The organism is Acinetobacter sp. P37 (assembly GCF_057480965.1).
Window position 1 is genome coordinate 24029 of record NZ_JBLIYY010000020.1, and the last position, 19195, is coordinate 43223.

Genomic DNA, 19195 nt, shown 5'->3' on the forward strand with positions numbered 1-19195 from the left:
GAATGTATTTATTTAGAAATAAGCAATAAAAATCATAAATTTATTTCAAATAAAATCTAATGGTGACTAATAAGTGACTAATAAAGTTAATTTATTGAGTAAGTAGAATTCCCATACAATGATTCACAACACTTGTTCTATTCTTCAAATTTTTAATTTTCATATTCTACAATTCAAGTAGATATCTAAATCTAAACTAGTTTTTGAAAAAAAGATCATGTCTAATGTAAAATTTACTTTTGTCAAATGGAATTACTGGCTTTACAAAGCCTAATTGGAGAAAAGATGAGCAATATAAAATTTACAAAAGGCACAAATAAAAAACCTGCTTCATCTTCATTATTAGAACAAACTTTAAGTAAAAACAATGTAATAGATGGGCAATGCTATTTTGGTTTCCCTTTAATTGCTACGCCTGATGGAAAATATTCCTTAGACGCTACTCTTATTTCAAAAGAAATAGGAATTGTTATCTTTGATCTTATCGAAGGGACGAACCTGGGTGATTATAAAGAGAGGCAAGATGACCTAGGGAATAAGTTAGAATCTAAATTAAAAGTTCATCGTGACTTAGTCAAAGGCCGTAAGCTAATTCCTGAAATTCGCGTAGTTACATTTGCCCCATCTGTACCAATTCTTCCTAATGATGAAGATTATTATGTCTGTAATGATGATAATCTTCTCGCTACTCTCCAAAATTTTGGTACATCCAAGTTAACTGATGAAATTTATAGTAGAACTCTATCTGCTATTGAGAGCCTTTCAACAATTCGAAAATCTAGGCAACGCAGAGAAGTATATAAACCAGATTCAAAAGGTGCGAAGTTAAAGAATCTTGAAGATTCTATTGCTACTTTGGACCATAAGCAAAATAAGGCGGTAATAGAAACTATTGAAGGAGTTCAACGAATCCGTGGCTTAGCAGGTTCGGGAAAAACAATTATTTTAGCCTTAAAAGCTGCATATCTTCATATTCAACATCCCGAATGGAGGATTGCGGTAACTTTTCATACTCGTGCACTTAAGGCTCAATTCAAAAAGTTAATTAACCATTTTTGTATTGAGCAGAGCGGAGATGAACCTGACTGGAATAAAATCCGAATCATCAATTCTTGGGGTGCCCCGGGAGGAGATGAGAGAGATGGTATTTATTATGAATTTTGTCGTTTGACGGATCAAAAGTATTTTGACCTCCAAGGTGCAAAAGCATATTTTGGAAATAATGATCCATTTGCTTCAATTTGCTCAGCAGCATTAAAAAATACTGACCTATCTCCTGAAGTATATGATGCAATTCTTGTAGATGAAGCCCAAGATTTCTCTTCCGCATTTTTGCAATTATGTTTCCGTCTTTTAAAGGACCCGAGACGTCTAGTTTACGCTTACGATGAACTACAAAGTCTATCTGGTGCCTCACTACCCCCCCCAGAAGAAATATTCGGTAAAAAAGCTAATGGTGAACCTGTTGTATCTTTAGCCGGAGATACTAATAGGGATGTTTTATTAGAAAAGTGCTATAGGAATTCATTACCTGTTCTTGTCAGTGCACATGCTCTAGGTTTTGGTATCTATCGAGATGCTCCTAGTACTTTAAAAAGTGGTTTAGTACAAATGTTTGAACAACCAGCTTTATGGAAAGAAATTGGTTATCAGGTTAAATCTGGTGTTTTAGCAAAAGGTGAAAGAGTCGTACTAGAAAGAACGAATGAAAGCAGTCCAGATTTTCTTGCTAATCACTCATCTATTGATGATTTAATAATATTTAAGTCTTTTAAATCAGAAGCAGAACAGAATGAATGGTTAACAGATGAAATTATTAAAAATATTAGAGAAGATGAACTTAGATACGATGATATTGTCGTTATTAATCCCGACCCATTCACTGCTAGAGAAAAGCTAGGTCAAATACGTCGAAAACTATTCGACAATGGTATTCCATCACATACAGCAGGTGTAGATACTGATGCAGATGTCTTTTTTAAAAATGATTCAGACTCTATAACTTGCACAGGTATCTATCGCGCGAAAGGTAATGAAGCAGGGATGGTTTATGTAGTTAATGCACAGGATTGTGATGGTGAAGGTATAGGATTATCTAGCCTGCGTAATAGATTGTTTACAGCTATGACTAGAAGTAAAGCTTGGATTCGAGTTATAGGTTGGGGCGATAAAATGGATAATTTGATTAAGGAATATGAAATACTAAAATCAAAAGAATTTAAGTTAGATTTTACATACCCTGATGAAAATCTCCTCAAAACTTTAAGAGTAGTTCACAAAGACTTATCACCACATGAAAAACAACGTCTACAGGAACAAGAAGATAATCTAAAGAGTCTAACTACAGCTTTAGAATCAGGAGAATTGAATGTCAAACTGTTGGACAATGATGTAAAACAAAGATTATTAAAACTACTAAGTGACGGTGGTAGTGAGTAATAAACAATCATGACTCCGCCAAAAATTGTTGCACAAACAGTCACTGAAATTAATAATTTGATTGGGTATCTGATCGAAACTGGTCTAGTTAATGACCAGAATTTTCCAGCTGTTAGCTCGAGTATTGGAAATATTTGGGATGTTTCTTTCTCTCAATCAGAATATTTATCAATTGCATACAATGATATTTCTTATGAAGATGTATATGAGGAATTTTATGAAAGACGATGCTTTTCATTAAAGTTCCTTGATGGAGGAATATTACAAATTTCTTTTAGATTTCAAAATAATGAAGTACTAAAACATAGGTTAGCTTATTATCCTTCAACAAAACTTGCATGTTTTTCTGAAGTCCCTGAATCCTATGAAAAGGATGAGTTATATACAGAAATTACTACAAGAAAAATAGTTCCTTTCCCTATTAGGTTCGATTTTGATCCAGCACAAGCTCAAGATATTAAACATCCAAAAAGTCATCTTACGCTTGGAGATGTGAAATATTGTAGAATTCCAATATCTGCTCCACTCACACCAAGATGGTTTATCGAATTCATTGTTAGATGCTTTTATCATTTAGAAAGCAGAGATTTAGTTTCTAATCTTCCTAAATCTATTCTCACAATGCCTAGAACAATTACACCAAATGAAGAAAAATTGATTCATTTGCTTATTCCCTATTAATTAAATAATTTGTACAGCCCTATTCATATTTGATTAGTTAATGACTTATGCCATGTTTAAGTACGTATGAGGTTATTTAAAATCAGGCAAATATGCTTGGATAAGGCTATAAGAGGATTTCCTCAATTTCTAAAAAAAATTATGGTCGAAAGATGGCACAAGGTTTCACATTTGATGTGATTAATTTACTTAATATTAGTCAATATATTAGATTAAAAATCTGCAAAACACGTTGCATTATTTTACTAATGATTTAGGTCAGATTTGAATAAAAAATGGGAGCCGAGTACAGAAAGGACGTAAAACATAACTATAGACTGTGCATGTCTGGTATTCGTAACTGGATGGGCAGGGGGAGCTTGTTGTTCCTGCATGGTGATAATAACCATTCAACACTTATGGAAACTTGGGCATATTTAAAATGCTACCAAGATCCATTCGAGTATTTACCTTGATGAAATCTAAATCCATCAAAGTAGAGCTAAACCATACAGCACATAGCTTTAAGGCCATTTAAGAGCACTTTATGATTATGGTCCATCAAGGGAATAGGTACGGCGTAACACGCATCAATGTACCAGGCCAATTTTGCGACACGTAGAGACACGCAATTGATTTATTTACCTTAACAAAATGCAGTTTTAATAAAATGATTGTAATACTTATATAGTAAGGCTTTGACATGGTTTTTATGGTGCTTTTTTATGGAGTGCTGGCAAGATAAATTAACGGCATGTCGTATCTCTAAATTTTCCCTTTCTTTTACGACCTAGAACGACAAAACAGGGTATTGTTATTTCTACTATACTTTTATGGGTAGCATTTCAAAAGCCTCCAGTTAAGGAGGCTGCACACTTATTTATTCTGATTAGGTAGAGAAATTACTTTTTGAGTTTCTCTTTCAATTTTAGCAATACTCTTTTCAGGTGTAGGTAAGTTTTCAGGCATTGTCCCACCTAGCTCAGCAATCGTTTTTCTGACAGTTTGACCTACCTCAAAATGTGTATTATTAGCCTCTTTTTTCGTTTTGATATTGTCACGTTTTAATTTTTCTTCTGCTTGAGTTGCTCTGAAAAGGTTAGCTGCTAATTCAGTGCTCCCCATATAATCTAAAATTTTCTGGGACTTCTTTAATCCCTTATTAGCATGAATACCTTTGGCATCTAAGCCACCATATAAACCTCTATAACCATGATTTTGAAATACAGCAAAATCAATTTCTGTTTTTACTCCAGCATTAAATGCAGCATCAACCAATTGCTTATTATGCTGTTTCAATTCATTGCGTAGAAAAAGTCGCTTCTCATCCTCTTGTAAAGCCTTAAATACATCATCGTCTGCGAGTTCCTGTCTTCTCGCCTGTAATGCAAAATAAGTTTGCCCATGTGCCACCACTCGTTTTGCTGGATCTGCATTCTGTACAATTAAATAACAAGCATATCTTGATAGAGCATATGAATCTAATTCACGTATTGCTCCTGACCCAAGAGTAACCTTTTCGGTGACTTCAACGAAATGGTCATCAGCATCTATTCCACTGTTATTACATGAAATTTTTGCTTTTTCGATAACACTTGAAAAATTTCGATAATCTGAGTATTCCAAAACTTTTGCAAGACTTCTCGCTAACCAAAACTCATTCCCATCTTCATCTAATTGTCTTATATCTTCAAATGTCTGATGCTGTTCACTCATAATTATTTCCGTTTATTGCTAATTGGTCATTACTTTTAGTCATTAGAATATAAACACTTTGAACCTGTTCAGCTAGTTGACAAATTTGGCTTATATCCAGTCCTAGTTATAGCTTTCATTTAATCTTTTTCAATTCCCTTTGAAATAGCTGCGATTCTGCGATTTTATCCTGTATCCCTTGCTATAGAAGGGCCTTATAATCACAAACGGCTTACGATAACGCTGCGATTAGTTGCGATTCATGCATTTGTATTGGTTTAAGTCTACTACCGTCTCAGATTATCTATTTTTTAGAGGCAACAAGGGCAACACAGGCAACATACTTGATATAACTGAGTTCCAGACTGTTGCCTCCTTTTTTGGGCCTGGGCAACAAAGGCAACATTTAAAATAAATTATAATTTATTCACTCTGATTGCCTCAATTCCATAATGAGTAAATGAGTAAAAAAACTAAGTTATAAGACTATGTTTATATTTTTATAGGCGACTTTTCAAGGATGCTTTCGGTAAAATCCGGTATGCCGCTTTTTGCGTTTAATGACGCTTTTTTTACACTCTAAAAACCTCATATCCTATTGTAATAAATTATTTTTTTAATTTTTCATCTCAATAAGCGGCATTTCATATTTTTGTAAAAAATAGCATAAATTTGGCACTATGAACGGAATGAGTAATCACTAAAAATGAATCTCTATAATTAGGCCAGGCCAGTATCTATTTTCTACAGCCAACAAGTACGGAATATTTCATTATTTATGTTTGGCATTGACTTACCTCTCTCAGAATATCCATTCCCAATAGGTCATGCCTCAAGTTGACAACCTATAAAATTATAGTTATCTTTTTTAATAAATGGTTCTACCAAGTCGGGCTTTCCCCCGATCTTGAGCCGTCTTTTTTACTTGACCATTTATGGCTAAGTAAAAATATAAAAGGCACTTCATAATCGGGCTTCACCCCGATGAGAGGTGCTTTTTTATGCCTCTCAAAACATGTGTTTTGCACATTACATTTTTATAAATAGTAAATCTGATTTATTTCAAATTATCTCATTAAAATGCAGTATGAAAACTCAGCTATACGACTATATTTATATTTTTATAGGCGACTTTTTCAACCAGACCTTTCGGGAAAACCGGTATGCCGCTTTCCGGGTTTAATTACGCCTTTTTTACACTCCAAAAAACCTAATATCATATTGTAATTAATAGTAATTTTACCTTAACTCCTTCAATAAACGGCATTTCATTTTTTTGTAAAAAAAAGCATAAATTTGGCACTATAAACGGAATGAATAATTACTAAAAATGAATCTCCATAATTAGGCCAGGCCAGTATCTATTTTCTACAGCCAACAAATACGGAATGTTCCATAGTTTATGTTTGGCATTGACTTAAATTTCTTAAACACTCTCAGCATATCTATTTTTTAGAGGCAACAGGGGCAACACAGGCAACATTTAAGGTAAACCTCAATTTGTTGCCTTTGTTGCCTGTTGCATTTTTATATGGGCAACACGTTCAAAGCCTTTATTTATAAGGCTGTTGCCCTTGTTGCCTTTGTTGCCCTGTGTTTTTGCTATTCCCAACTAAAAATAGCGTCTTTTACGGCATAAACTCGAATAGCTTTCGTCCGACTAGGTAGGCGAACTGTTTTTGTATTCTTGCCTGTATCATGCTCTAGCAATTTTTCAATCAATAAAGCCTTTGCTACTTTTCGGCTATCATGTCCTTTACATACTTCATTTTTGAATTGCTCAGGTAACACGAAAAATAGTTTTTCGCCTTTCTCGATCTTCCAGTAGCCCACACGATTAATGATCTTTTCAAGGTGGTCGGGGTCTGGCGTAATGGCCTCAAATCGGCTTGATTCATTCGCCTCAAAAAACGCCTTAACATGTAAAATATATTCTCTGGTCTGGTAGTCCCCGACATACTCAAAGTCATTCACCCAAGCATTGAAAACAGCTTTCACAGCGTTTAATGCTGTACCTTTTTGCCATCCTGTAATGCCTGCTTGAGTTGCCAGCTCACCAGCTACCGCAATCACAGCAAAGGCATTGGCTACACGTACAATATGACCTTGTTTATGCTCTGCAACCAGTTCAAGGTTATATTGCTCTAAGAGCTGTCGAGCATGATTAATAACGCTTTCTTTATCCTGCGTTAAGTATTTCAGCCAGGCCATGCCTGCAACGCCATAGAATTGATTAGAGCGCTCGACCAATAACCTAGACTGCTTTGCACCATCTTCGGCAAAGTCGATCTGATCAAATAGGCCATATTCGGACTGGTCGATATCAATATCGATTAAACGGATTTCCTGTCCTAATTTGGTCTTTTGTCCGTTCTCCTGCATGATTTCTTTTAGGCTCTTTTCACCAGTAGACAGAAAAATAACTTTCCATGTGTACGATGGCTTAGTCTTAATTTCCTTGGTCAGTCGTGCTTTACCTTTACCATTGGCAAGCATATAGGCAATGTTCCCCAGCTCTTTAGGATTGGCCACCTCGCCAATTTCATCCAGTGCTAAGAATCCATCGTTATGAATATATGCCGTATGCTCTAAGGCGTTACCTGTGGATTTCCATGTTTTGCAATAACTGCTCGGTTTACCCCATACACTACAACCCACATATAACGCTGTAGTTTTACCTTTAGAGGATTGCCCTTTAAAGTGTACGCCTGCACCTGTTTGCTGCTCCAATGGCGTGAGTAATTGCCCTGCAAAAGCAGAACTCAACGCAACGACCAATTTAGAATGACTAGAAAGAGGCATAGAGATATTCTTTTGCCACTGTTCTAAAGTGCCTTTGCTCTGATAATTACTATCAATGCCTTGTGTAGTCTGATAAACGATTAAATTATCATGTTCATGCTGTCCGATCTGCTCATGAGGTAACACAAATACATTGTCATGCCATCCTACACGATCAACACATAACGCCCTTGCATGGGTGGGGTAGCTCATGAGGTAACTTTGCAATAAGTTTCTTGCTCTGCCATCGGGTGCAATGATGACACCTTGATAAGCTAAGGCTTTTCGTAGCTCCACACCATCAGATTGAAATAGCTCCATAGACAAGGCTTGAGTATGTTTTACCCCATCAGCATCATGCCATTCTAATAAGCGTCCCCAAGCATTATTGGTGGTATCTCTGGTTTGTGCCAAAACCTGAATAGGACTTGAGATATAGCGTTTATATTCATCCTCTTTGGTCTGCTCGATGTAATACAAGCCATCTTTTAAAAGATGAAATTCCCCATCACCATACTTAAACGGCTTAGCTAAATGTCCTTTCGGTAGTGGATCTTTTTCAGGTAATAAGGTGATTGCCTCATCAATAAAAGCGGTAATTTCCTCTTTACTCTCATGCTGTGATAACTCAATAAAAAACTCGTTTCCTTCGATCTGTTGATATTGATTCAGCAATCGAACCGCCGTGTTTTTCTCTAGGTTTTGGAAGGCTTCAAGCTGTATATGTTCAGGACGTACTGGCATATACAACCTGCCAAAACCTGACATTTTTAATTGATGAATCACAAACTGAATTTGCTCAAAATCAAAAGCCTTGAGTTCTGTTCGTTGCTCATGGCAAAGGGTAGGCAATAGCACCAAAGCCACGGCATAACCAGTTTGGGCAATCTTAAAGAATGCCTCCAGACCATAGGTAATAATGATAGGTCTGGTTGGGTCAAAGTCCCCATACTTTGCAAAGCCTTTGGCTAGGCCATCGGGGATGACAGATACACGCTGTTTGTCCTGTAATACAGCACATTGAACAAGCTCTAATTGGCCGTTATAAATAGGCAGAATCAAAGGACTATCGTACTCAATGCCGTCAATGTCTACATTGCATTGGTCAACATAGATCGGCTGTGATGGACTGCCAAAACGCTGAATAATAGGATGCTTCGAATATTCTTCATCACTAGGATTTAAAGATAAACAATGCTCTAATATCTCTGTAGGATTATTTGGTTCCTTTAAGGCAGTTTCACTCACAATGATTCTGCCTTTTTATTTGCATCTATTTCTGCTCCATATTCCATAGCTTTATCCGAATAATGACCTAAACGGCTTAATGCTATGTACTCATACATATCTAAATGGGTCATTAAATCTGACAATTGATGGCCTGGAACCACGCATTCATCCAATAATTTTTTAAGTTCTTTTTTTACATGCTCTATCGCTGTATTCATCCATTGCATATCGCACTCAGCCAACGATGCCAAATCATGCATATCTTTCACACTATAAACTTTGACTGAAATATCTTGCATAGAATTGCTTTGATTAGACATTATTTTCCCCTGAACAATTAAGTTTTGAAAAACAAGTGTTAATAGGACACACCGTAGGTACAGCTATTTTCTGAACGCTGTAAAAACGAAATGTAGTAGGGATGGTCATATTCATAAATACAACATCCCCATAGGCAGAACGCCCACAGCAAACAGCAATAAAAAAGGTTATACCCACGACTAAACATGTCTTAAATTTGTTTATAGAAACGCCCTTCATACAAGCACCTCATCTAGCTCATATCTGGAAAAAGCCCCACCACCATTCGTATTAGGTTGCCGATGTGATTTAATTTGATATCCAGCACCACGAAGTCGATGAATAACAGCACTCAAGCGATAACAGCGAAATAGCTCTATCGCTTCAAATTGAGTGATTGAATTGCCCTGTTTTAAATAATTTAGAATTAAGGTATCTGTACTCACGGTTAGATACCTTCTTTCTTGTTGTTATCTCTATGACAAGCAATACGCTCAGATACCCACTCATCCACCTCGGACTCAACCCAGGCCACCCGGCGCTCAGAAAGATTAATGCATTTAGGGAAAAGCTCTTCTTTCATCAAAGCATAAATTGAGGACACGCCTAAACCGGTCTTTTCCTGGACCTCTTTACGGCGAATTAAACGCTGAACTGTATTTTTATTAGATGATGTCATCTAAACATTCTCCAAATATGGAAATGCCTAAACACAAAATAGGAAGGAAAGAATGGAGCAAGAATAAAAAGGGAGAATTAAAACAGTATAAATATTAAAGTATTAAAACTAATGAAAATAGCAAAGATATGCGCTCCCTTCCCAATTACATAAATAAAAGAGAAATTTAAAGGACCACAATTTGCTGAATAGCTACAAAACCTATAATATTATAGCCGTGACTATAATTTTATAGTCACTCCCTATAATCTTTGCTTTTACATTCTAGGTTCTCCTAGTTTTGTGCCCTCAACGGCAAGATTAAAAAAATGATGGCTTTTTTGGGTAATTGGCGTTACCTAAACCACCTGCTACACAAAAAAGATCAAGTATTGGCGTACTTGGTCTTTTTCGCTTTTAAAAATTGAAAAGTTGCTGTATTCCTTTGAACACATTGTTCTTCTTTTCAATTTTTCGAACCTTAACACAGCTAAAAAATTTACTGTTCCCCAATATCCCCCTAAATTGGCTATTTCATAGGCAAAGAAACACAAATAATTAGTAATTTTCAACTATTCAGCCAATCTTTCTATTTTGGTTAAAAAATATTACGTTCGGCTCATAAATCACATCAAAAATAAAATTACTCCACTTTTGCATCATCTCTATACGTTCCTTCTCATATTTTGCTTTGTTATATACGCCTCTAACACCTTTCGCCGTATGGTTTAAACAAGCCTCGATTGCATCACTATTAAAACCTTGCTCATTTAAATGGGTACTTGCTGTACGGCGCAAATCGTGAACAGTGAAGTCGGGTATATCTGTTAAAGATAATGCTGCCTTTTGCGCCGTATTAAAAGCGTTGTGGCTAATATGTGTACCTGACTTCCGACCTACAAAAACATAAGGCTCATCACCAGCAATCGTTTTTAATTCCTTAAATAGCTCTATAACCTGGTCTGACATATAGACGACCATTTCACGGCTATGGCCTGTCATGCTATCCGCCTTTGTTTCTGGAATAAGCCACATACGACTATCAAAGTCCACATGTTCCCACATGGCTCTTAATAACTCTGACTTCCTAACCAACGTCAGTAATGACAGCAAAAGGCCCAGCTTTCTAGGCCGGTAGATTCTTGAATTTAAGAGGGTGGTGTAATAAGTACGGATTTCATTTGTATTTAAATATCTATCTCTAGGCTTAGCTTTGTGTACGTGCCGTGATGGGATAGCCAAAACAGGGTTATGGGGTACAAGGCCCAAAGTCATTGCATAATCAAACATGCGCTTTAACAAGCCTCTGACTTGGTTAGCTGCTGCATCATATCCCTGTTCTTTTTTACGCCATATTGTACGGCGTACATCTTCAATGCTGATTTGATCTAAAGGGATGTGGCCCATTATTGGGTAAATGTCATTGTTCAGACATAAAATCATGTTGTAAGGGTCTTTACGGTCTTTTTTGATGACCTCATTTAGATAGCGTTCACCGTAGTCACTAAATAAGGTACTGCTGACTTTATTTTTCTTCTGCTTTGGTGAAATACCTTTGGCCACCAATGATGCAGACTCATCTCGAACCTGCCTAGCATCTTTCAGTGACAAATCTGGATAACGACCTATAACCAGTCTTTCCTGTTTTCCATTTAAAGAGTAACGATACCACCACGACTTAACACCAGTCGTTGTTATATCCAGGAACAAGCCATTCGCTAATGCATCCTTAGCTGTATATCTCTTTTCACCGGCTTTGAGACTTTTAATTTCTCTGTCAGTAGAAAAAACTATCTTTTTTGCTTGTGCCATAACCTAGTCACCATATAAAAAAATATAGTCACATTAAAGTCCGTGACTCCTTAGTGACTAAAAAATCATAGCACCAGTTGAGCATATTGAACATATTGGAAGAATAATAAGGCAAAAAAAAGCACTAAGTTATTAAAACTTAATGCTATTTAATTCATATAGTAATTTATTGGAACTTATTGGAATATTGACTTAAATTAAAATTACTTTCCGATACAGAACGATCCAAAAATCTTCCCAAGCAAATCATCCGCACTGAAATCGCCCGTAATTTCACCTAAGGCATTTTGCGCCAAACGTAGAGATTCAGCCACCAACTCACCCGCATGATAAACCACCAACTGCTCACGTGCTTCTGCAAGATAGCGCTGAGTGCGCTTCATTGCGTCTAAATGGCGTGTTCGAGCAATAAAGGTATCTTCCTCTGGTTGAAAGCCTGCATGCGCTGTAATCGCATCAATAAGCGCTTGAACGCCAGTTTCTTGTTTAGCCGAAACGCGAATATGTCGAAAACCGTTTAAATCGGTCATTTCCGCGGTAAATCCTGTCAAATCACATTTATTACCAATCAACATCAAACGCTTCGGTTCAATATGATCGGCAAAGTATGCTTGAGCCAATTGTAGTGGATCTTCGCCCTGACTTAAGTCATAGACCAAAAGTAACAAGTCAGCTTGCTCAATTTCTTTAATTGCGCGGCGAATCCCTTCTTTTTCGACGATATCACCGGTTTCACGTAAACCTGCGGTATCGGTCAAGGTAATCGGCAAACCATTGAGGCTGATTTTTTCATGTAAAACATCACGTGTCGTACCCGCAATATCCGTCACAATTGCACGTTCAACACCCGCTAAAGCATTGAGTAGCGATGACTTACCTGCATTGGGTTTACCGGCAATCACCACTTGTAGACCTTCACGCAGTAACTGACCTTGACGGGCAGATTGCTGCACAGCATGGACCGAGCTTGCCACTTCATCCAATAAGCCCAAAATCTTACCATCCGCCAAAAAGTCGATTTCTTCTTCAGGAAAATCAATCGCTGCTTCCACATGCAAACGCAAATGGATAAGTTTTTCTAACACCGTATTGACCTTGCTCGAAAAAGCACCTTGTAATGAACGTACCGCTGAACGTGCCGCTGCTTGTGAGGTGGCATCAATCAGATCAGCAATCGCCTCGGCTTGCACCAAGTCCATTTTGCCATTTTCAAAGGCGCGCATTGAAAATTCGCCCGCTTTTGCAGCAATAGCACCCAATTCAAGTAACCGTGCCAATAATGCATTTTGAATAACGGGGCCACCATGACCTTGAAGCTCCACCACATCCTCACCCGTAAAGGAGTGCGGATTTGGAAAGCAAATCACCAAACCTTCATCCATGATTTCATTCGATGCATCAAAAAACTTACGGAAACCAGCAAAACGTGCTTCAGGCAGGGATTGCTGCGTTAATGCTTCTGCAATGGCATAAGATTTGGGACCAGACAGGCGAATCACGCCGACACCACCACGACCCGGCGGTGTGGCAATTGCTGCGATGGTGGTTCGGTTTAACATAAAATTTACCTAAAAATTTTCAAACGACAGATAAAGAAAAATCCGCCTAAGATTACCATCTTAAGCGGATTTATTCAGCCCATCAGCAATGCTTAGTTTGCTGAGTCAGCTGCTTCACGTTTTAAACGGTCTTTTTCAACAGATTTGTTAATCAAACCTTGTTGAAGAATAGTAATACTGTTGTTACAGATCCAGTAAAGCACAAGGCCCGCAGGGAAGAACAGCATAAATACCGTAAAGATCACTGGCATGATTTTGAAGACTTTCGCCTGCATTGGATCAGCCGGTTGTGGGTTCAAACTTTGCTGAATGAACATGGTCAAGCCCATTAATAGCGGCAAAATAAACCATGGATCCATCGCAGATAAATCTTGAATCCAACCTAACCATGGCGCATGACGTAGTTCAACGGACTCCATCAACACCCAGTACAAAGCAAGGAAGATCGGCATTTGGAGCAATAACGGCAAGCAACCTGATAGTGGGTTCACTTGCTCACGTTTATACAATGCCATCATTTCTTGCGAGAAGCGCATACGGTCTTCACCGAACTCTTCTTTCATGCGTTGCATTTCAGGTGCAATCACACGCATTTTCGCCATAGAGCGGTAGCTCTTCGACGACAATGGCCATAAGATCAGTTTCACCAGAATGGTCAATAGAATAATTGACCAACCCCAGTTACCCACTAAACCGTGGAAAAACTCAAGACCGACAAACAATAATTTCGCAATAGGCCATAACCAACCGTAGTCTACAGTTTGGTTTAAACCAACTGCCAATTCTTTTAATTCAGATTGGATTTTTGGACCTGAATAGAACGTTGCATCTACTTCTGCCACTGTTCCTGCAGGAACATTAATTGCAGGTGATGTGAACTGAATGATGTTCATATCATCAGTAGATTTACGTGACTCAAGTTTCGCAGCATACGGTTGACCATTGGCTTGCGTTAATTTGATCTGTCCAGGAATCCACGCGCTCACGAAGTAATGCTGAACCATTGCAACCCAACCGCCAGTTGCTTCAACATTCAATTTTTCTTCATTGAAGTTAGCAAATTTAAGCTTGTTGTAATGTTCTTCAGGCGAACCCCATGCACCACCAAGGAATGTACCTAAAGTGAAAATACCTTGATCAGATTTACCCGGATCTTCAGAGTTGTCGCGTTTAAGCTGACCAAACATTTGACCTTGCCAGTTCTGAGCACTGCGGTTCACGATTTTATGATTCACGACAACAGGGTATTCACCTTCAGTAAAGTTAAAGGTTTTAATAACCTCTACACCATCTGCTGTTTTATAAACCATTGGTACTGACAAAACTTTTGCTGTTTGGCCATCTTTACCCTTCACAGCTTTTGCGTCATTTAACGTATATGAAGATTTTTCAATCTCATAGGTTGGACGTCCTTTCGGATTGCTGTCAGGGCCATTAAGACCAATTAAGCCAGACTGAGCAACATAAGTACGTTTTGCATCGCTTTCAAGCATTACAAACGGTTCGTCGCTGTCTTTATTTTTGTCATGATTGAGTAATTCAATACGAACAATATCGCCACCCTTTGGATTAATCCAAAGATGGTAAAGGTCAGTTTGTACTGAAATTAACTGTTGACTAACAGGTGCAGTGGCATCTGTTGTTTGTTGTGTAGCAGCATTATTTGCTTGCGGCACATCAGTAGCAGCCGTAGCTGTCTGGCCATTTGGCAAATCGGCAGATACTTCATGCGTTACCACCGCAGCATTTTGCTGAGGTTTTTGTTCCGCATGTCCATAATCTTTCTGCCAAGCCAAAATGAGCAAATATGCGACAACAAACATGGCCCCTAGAATTGCAATCCTGGCCCATTGTTGCATAGGTATTACCCCAAGTGGTTAGAGTGATTTTGGTTCAATAAACGTTCACGAAAGGGTACAGCAACGTGACGCGTTTGAGAATCTATTTGCTGAAATGAAATAAAACGAATTGCTTTTGATGGAACAGGATCATAGCCTGAACCGCCCCAAGGATGACAACGGCAAATACGCTGAACAGCTAGACACACTCCCCGTACAGCACCATGTTGATGGACTGCTTCCAAAGAATATTGAGAACATGTTGGAATATAACGACAGCGTGGTCCCAATAAAGGACTAATCGCAATCTGATAGAAACGAATGAGCCAATGCAGTAAACGAACCATTGGTCATCTCTACGCTTGTGAGGAGGTAGCTATTTTTTTATGCTTATTTGCAAGGCGCTGCAATTTTTGCCAAGCAAATTGTAATTGCTGATGCAACTCTGCATTCGGTACCGCCTCTATGCCCATTTTTGGCATAACGACAATATCTAATACATTAGACTGCTGTTGATGCAGGCGAAAACTTTCGCGTGCAAGTCGTTTTACTCGATTTCTTTCATGTGCGCGGCGCACTTTTTTCTTAGCAACAACAATACCCAAACGGCTATTCGGCTGTTCGGAGATTTTTGCTAGAAATAAGAAATGGGGTTGATGCACTTTAAAAAGCGCACCATCGAACACACTTTTATAATCGGCAGCACAGTGTATTCGCACATCTGTGCTAAAGCCGTAAAGTGTTGTCATAACACCCAAGTCTTGACAGTCTTAACTGAAATTAAACAGTTAAGCTGTGACGACCTTTTGCACGACGACGCGCTAATACTTGACGGCCAGCTTTAGTAGCCATGCGAGCACGGAAACCATGAACGCGTTTACGTTTCAACTCAGAAGGTTGGAAAGTACGTTTCATATCGAAACTCCAAAAATGATCTTTCAGTAAAGGTTCGCGATTTTAGTGCTCATTGCTTGAGCTGTCAATGAAAAACACGCTTTCTTTCAAAATCTAGGCTGTGATATATCAAGATAATATAAGGATTAGAAATCAGTCAGAAAGTTTTAAATTAAAATACTCACAGGCTAAATTATTGTATATATTAATTATTTAAGTTATCTTCAAGTTTACTCACAGATTTATCCACAATCTCAAATTTGTGAATTGGTTTTATGAATTTAAATTTGAATTTAAACCAACCATCAAGTTATCCCCAGAATGGGTCGATCTTATAAATAAATTCAAATTTTAAAATTTAAATTTATTATTATTAGTGTTGATGTTTTCTGTGGAAAAAGCATTTTTAGATTTAAAAAACAAATAATTATATTGTGGATAATGATGTTTTTATAATTTTGATAGTTTGTGGATAACTTTGTGCTATAATTTATCCACAGCTTGCGGATAAACTTATCCACACGCGATTTAAATTTAAATTTAAACTCAATTTGCGTTTTTTTGATCGATTTCGACTGATTTGTTCATGACAGATGTGGATAAGATGGTTAGAATGGCTGCCCGCTTAGGCGGGGTTAAATTATTTTTTTCGTACAATGGACTGAAATAGGGGTTTCACATGCTTTGGACAGACTGCTTAACTCGCTTGCGACAAGAGCTTTCAGGAAATGTCTATACAATGTGGATACGCCCACTAGTGGCAGAAGATGCAGGTGATAGTCTAAAACTCTATGCACCGAATCCGTATTGGACACGCTATATTCAAGAGCACCATTTAGAACTGATCTCTATTTTAGCGGAACAGTTGTCTGAAGGTCGGGTACGTAAAGTCGAGATTTTGGTTGATTCACGGCCTGGTGCAATTTTATCTGCAGCTGAACAACCTGCAACAACCACCGCAGCATTAGAGTCAACGCCGCAAGTGTCTGCACCGAATCGTCCTAAAAAAGAAAAAGAAGAGACGTCTTCAAAAAATAACCGTAAGCGTCAGCTTAACCCATTATTTACCTTTTCCTTGTTTGTTGAAGGCCGTTCCAATCAGATGGCGGCAGAAACCTGTCGTAAAGTACTTACACAACCCGGTGCTTCACAACATAATCCCTTATTTTTGTATGGGCCGACAGGTTTAGGTAAAACCCACTTAATGCAAGCAGTTGGTAATGCATTATTGCAAGCGAAGCCGAATGCACGTGTGATGTACATGACGGCTGAAAGTTTTGTACAAGACTTTGTGAGCTCGTTACAGCAAGGTAAGGTCGAAGAATTTAAGAAAAACTGTCGTTCGTTAGATTTGTTATTGGTGGATGATATTCATTTGTTGGCGGGTAAAGAGGCCAGCTTGGTTGAGTTTTTCTATACCTTCAACGCGTTATTAGATGAATCTAAGCAAATCATTTTAACCTCAGATCGTTATCCAAAAGAACTGACTGAGCTAGATCCACGTTTGGTTTCACGTTTTTCGTGGGGCTTATCGGTGGGTGTTGAACCACCAGATATCGAAACTCGTATTGAAATTTTACTGAAAAAAGCGGAAAGCAATGGCGTGGAACTTCCACGTAATTGTGCGCTGTTTATTGCTCAACAAGTGGTTGCCAATGTTCGTGAACTAGAAGGTGCGCTGAATAAAGTTGTAGCCATTTCTCGTTTTAAAGGTACCGCTATCGACCTTGATGTGGTGCGTGAATCATTAAAAGATGTGTTAGCGATTCGTGCACGTACCATCAGTACTGAAAATATTCAGCGTGTAGTGAGTGAATATTTCCGTATTCCACTCAAAGAATTGGTTGGCCCAAAACGTACACGTATTTATGCACGTCCACGTCAGTTGGCTATGGGGCTAGCACGTGAGCTGACAGGGGATAGTTTCCCTGAAATTGGTATGGCTTTTGGTAACCGTGACCACAGTACTGTGATGCATGCCTGTGAAAAAGTACAAAGCCTGCGTGAAGAAGATCCAATCTTCAATGAGGACTATAAAAACTTGCAACGTCTGCTGCAAAGTTAAGTCTTTTTGTTCAAATTCTGTTCTTGCAATGCGGTATATTCTGCCGCATAGTACACTGCTAAAAAATTAATTTATTTTGTCTGTCTTCAGTTTTTAGAGGAATGTATTGTGCGTTTAAAAATCGCGAAAGAAAGCTTACTGAATGTTCTGTCACATGTCGTAGGAGCGGTTGAGCGTCGCCATACCTTAAATATCTTATCCAATGTCAAAGTACAGGTTACTGAGCAAGCATTGACCATTACAGGTTCTGACCTAGAAGTAGAATTGGTTGCGAGTACACCGCTGGCAGACGGTGCTTGTTTACAAGCAGGGGTGACGACAGTTCCTGCGCGTAAACTGATGGATATCTGTAAATCATTACCGTCAGCGGCATTGATTGATTTGCAAATTACTGAAGACCAACGTTGTATTTTAAAATCTGGAAACAGTCGTTTTGTATTGGGTACTTTGCCTGCAGAAGACTATCCATTATTAACCACTGAAAATACTCAAGGCACTCAAGTTGGTGTGACTCAACGTGAGTTAAAGCGTTTATTCGAGAAAACATCTTTTGCCATGGCGGTTCAAGATGTGCGTTTTTATTTGACGGGTACTTTGCTTGAAATTGATGAAAATCAATTGCGTGCAGTAACGACCGATGGTCACCGTTTGGCGATGTGTGAAACAGCGGCAAGCTCGAATGCGACACAAGCAATGCAAGCGATTGTTCCACGTAAAGCCGTAGGTGAATTGCAGCGTCTATTGAGTGTTGAAGACGAGCAATTATCGTTGTTAATTGGTCGTGAATTATTAAATGTAACAATTACCATTGCCAGCCGTGATAAAGAGCAGGGTGATATTACCGTACGTTTCACCACAAAATTGATCGATGGTAAATTCCCAGACTACCGCCGTGTGATTCCACGTGGTGGCGATAAAAACGTGCGCATTGCACATGATGTATTTAAACAATCACTGCAACGTGTAGCGATTTTAAGTAATGAAAAATTGCGCGGCGTATTCTTGAATTTTGATGCGGACACTTTACAACTTCGTGCCAATAACCCTGAGCAAGATGAAGCAATCGAAGATCTTGCGATTCAATATGCAGATGCACCGATGGAAATGTCGTTTAATGCACAGTACTTATTGGAAGTTCTGAATGTATTGGATGGTGATGATGTTGCAATGACCATGACAGAAGCGAACCAGTCGGTATTGGTACAAGATCCACAACAACAAGATCAAACCTATGTTGTGATGCCAATGCGTGTTTAATTCGGAC

Annotated in this window: 15 protein-coding genes; 4 read left to right on the forward strand and 11 right to left on the reverse strand. The window is 38.3% G+C overall.

Annotated features, from left to right (window positions below; genetic code table 11):
• Positions 1-285: 285 nt before the first annotated feature.
• On the forward strand, positions 286-2439 hold the full coding sequence (locus tag AC25JC_RS15075; protein ID WP_486924348.1) for a DEAD/DEAH box helicase: 2154 nt from the start codon (positions 286-288) through the stop codon (positions 2437-2439).
• 9 nt (positions 2440-2448) lie between these two features.
• A complete protein-coding gene (locus AC25JC_RS15080; protein WP_486924349.1) occupies positions 2449-3120 on the forward strand; it encodes a DUF2290 domain-containing protein in 672 nt (223 codons plus the stop codon).
• Between the two features lie 855 nt (positions 3121-3975).
• On the opposite strand, the gene dinD is transcribed toward AC25JC_RS15080, so the two are convergent.
• The 11 genes from dinD to rpmH form a co-directional block, all read right to left on the reverse strand.
• Complete coding sequence (dinD, locus tag AC25JC_RS15085) at positions 3976-4815, reverse strand: DNA damage-inducible protein D (protein ID WP_486924350.1); 840 nt, start codon at positions 4813-4815, stop codon at positions 3976-3978.
• Between the two features lie 1581 nt (positions 4816-6396).
• Positions 6397-8823, reverse strand: coding sequence for a DUF927 domain-containing protein (locus AC25JC_RS15090; RefSeq protein WP_486924351.1), 2427 nt, complete (start codon positions 8821-8823; stop codon positions 6397-6399).
• Positions 8820-9125 carry a hypothetical protein gene (locus AC25JC_RS15095; RefSeq protein WP_486924352.1) on the reverse strand — a complete coding sequence of 102 codons (306 nt, stop codon included), beginning with the start codon at positions 9123-9125 and terminating at the stop codon, positions 8820-8822. Before AC25JC_RS15095 ends, AC25JC_RS15090 begins: the two co-directional genes overlap by 4 nt.
• 216 nt (positions 9126-9341) lie before the next feature.
• Positions 9342-9551, reverse strand: a complete 210-nt coding sequence (locus AC25JC_RS15100; protein WP_067762006.1) for a helix-turn-helix domain-containing protein — start codon at positions 9549-9551, stop codon at positions 9342-9344.
• A 2-nt stretch (positions 9552-9553) separates the two neighbouring features.
• A complete protein-coding gene (locus AC25JC_RS15105; RefSeq protein WP_486924353.1) occupies positions 9554-9784 on the reverse strand; it encodes a helix-turn-helix transcriptional regulator in 231 nt (76 codons plus the stop codon).
• Positions 9785-10339: 555 nt separating this feature from the next.
• On the reverse strand, positions 10340-11575 hold the full coding sequence (locus AC25JC_RS15110; protein WP_486924354.1) for a tyrosine-type recombinase/integrase: 1236 nt from the start codon (positions 11573-11575) through the stop codon (positions 10340-10342).
• Positions 11576-11778: 203 nt separating this feature from the next.
• Entirely contained in the window at positions 11779-13134 is a 1356-nt protein-coding gene (gene mnmE / locus AC25JC_RS15115; RefSeq protein ID WP_180122696.1) for a tRNA uridine-5-carboxymethylaminomethyl(34) synthesis GTPase MnmE, read from the reverse strand.
• Between the two features lie 92 nt (positions 13135-13226).
• On the reverse strand, positions 13227-14993 hold the full coding sequence (gene yidC, locus AC25JC_RS15120) for a membrane protein insertase YidC (RefSeq protein ID WP_180050921.1): 1767 nt from the start codon (positions 14991-14993) through the stop codon (positions 13227-13229).
• 5 nt (positions 14994-14998) lie between these two features.
• Positions 14999-15319 carry a membrane protein insertion efficiency factor YidD gene (yidD, locus tag AC25JC_RS15125; RefSeq protein ID WP_111885710.1) on the reverse strand — a complete coding sequence of 107 codons (321 nt, stop codon included), beginning with the start codon at positions 15317-15319 and terminating at the stop codon, positions 14999-15001.
• A 9-nt stretch (positions 15320-15328) separates the two neighbouring features.
• Positions 15329-15721, reverse strand: a complete 393-nt coding sequence (gene rnpA, locus AC25JC_RS15130) for a ribonuclease P protein component (protein ID WP_078194450.1) — start codon at positions 15719-15721, stop codon at positions 15329-15331.
• Positions 15722-15752: 31 nt separating this feature from the next.
• Positions 15753-15887 carry a 50S ribosomal protein L34 gene (gene rpmH, locus AC25JC_RS15135; protein WP_000831329.1) on the reverse strand — a complete coding sequence of 45 codons (135 nt, stop codon included), beginning with the start codon at positions 15885-15887 and terminating at the stop codon, positions 15753-15755.
• Positions 15888-16545: 658 nt separating this feature from the next.
• Between rpmH and dnaA the strand changes: the two genes are divergently transcribed.
• Both dnaA and dnaN read left to right on the forward strand, forming a co-directional pair.
• Positions 16546-17931, forward strand: coding sequence for a chromosomal replication initiator protein DnaA (gene dnaA, locus AC25JC_RS15140; RefSeq protein ID WP_180131269.1), 1386 nt, complete (start codon positions 16546-16548; stop codon positions 17929-17931).
• Positions 17932-18039: 108 nt separating this feature from the next.
• Positions 18040-19188 carry a DNA polymerase III subunit beta gene (gene dnaN / locus AC25JC_RS15145; RefSeq protein ID WP_180108252.1) on the forward strand — a complete coding sequence of 383 codons (1149 nt, stop codon included), beginning with the start codon at positions 18040-18042 and terminating at the stop codon, positions 19186-19188.
• Positions 19189-19195 lie beyond the last annotated feature (7 nt).